Origin of the sequence: Actinoplanes sp. KI2 (assembly GCF_025630775.1) — a bacterium.
GTDB lineage: Bacteria > Actinomycetota > Actinomycetes > Mycobacteriales > Micromonosporaceae > Actinoplanes.
Window position 1 is genome coordinate 1 of record NZ_JAOSZE010000149.1, and the last position, 539, is coordinate 539.

Sequence of the window (539 nt, forward strand, 5' to 3'; positions counted from 1 at the left end):
CTCATGAGTCCGCTGCTGCTGGCCGACCTGACCGTGTTCACCCTGGCGCTGCTGGTCGGCTTCGAGGTGATCAGCAAGGTGCCGGCCACCCTGCACACCCCGCTGATGTCCGGCGCGAACGCGATCCACGGCGTGGTCATCGTCGGCGTCATGCTCCTGGCCGCCTCGGTGCACGGGATCGGCGGCTATGCGCTGCTCGCGGTCGCCGCGTTCTGCGCGGCGATGAACGTGGCCGGCGGGTACGTGGTCACCGACCGGATGCTGGCAATGTTCCGGAGCCGGTCATGAGCGGCTTCGACACCATCGTTCACCTGGTCTACCTCGCCTGCGCGGTGTGCTTCGTGATCGGCCTGCACCAGATGAACGCCCCGGCCACCGCCCGGCAGGGCAACCGCATCTCCGCGGCCGGCATGGCGGCGGCGATCCTGACCACCGCGATCGTTCTCGTCCACGACCGAACGGTCCCGGCCGGCGCGGTCGCCGCGCTCGTGGCCGGCGCGGTCGCCGGCGGCGCGGCCGGCCTGATCGCCGCCCGCCGG

2 protein-coding genes are annotated in these 539 nt (G+C 72.0%); both read left to right on the forward strand.

Annotated elements, in window-relative coordinates; genetic code table 11:
- The first annotated feature begins 3 nt into the window (after window positions 1-3).
- Entirely contained in the window at window positions 4-288 is a 285-nt protein-coding gene (locus ODJ79_RS46705) for an NAD(P) transhydrogenase subunit alpha (RefSeq protein ID WP_411267456.1), read from the forward strand.
- The coding region (locus ODJ79_RS46710; protein WP_263030203.1) for an NAD(P)(+) transhydrogenase (Re/Si-specific) subunit beta at window positions 285-539 on the forward strand (255 nt) is incomplete at its 3' end. The genes ODJ79_RS46705 and ODJ79_RS46710, both read left to right, overlap by 4 nt.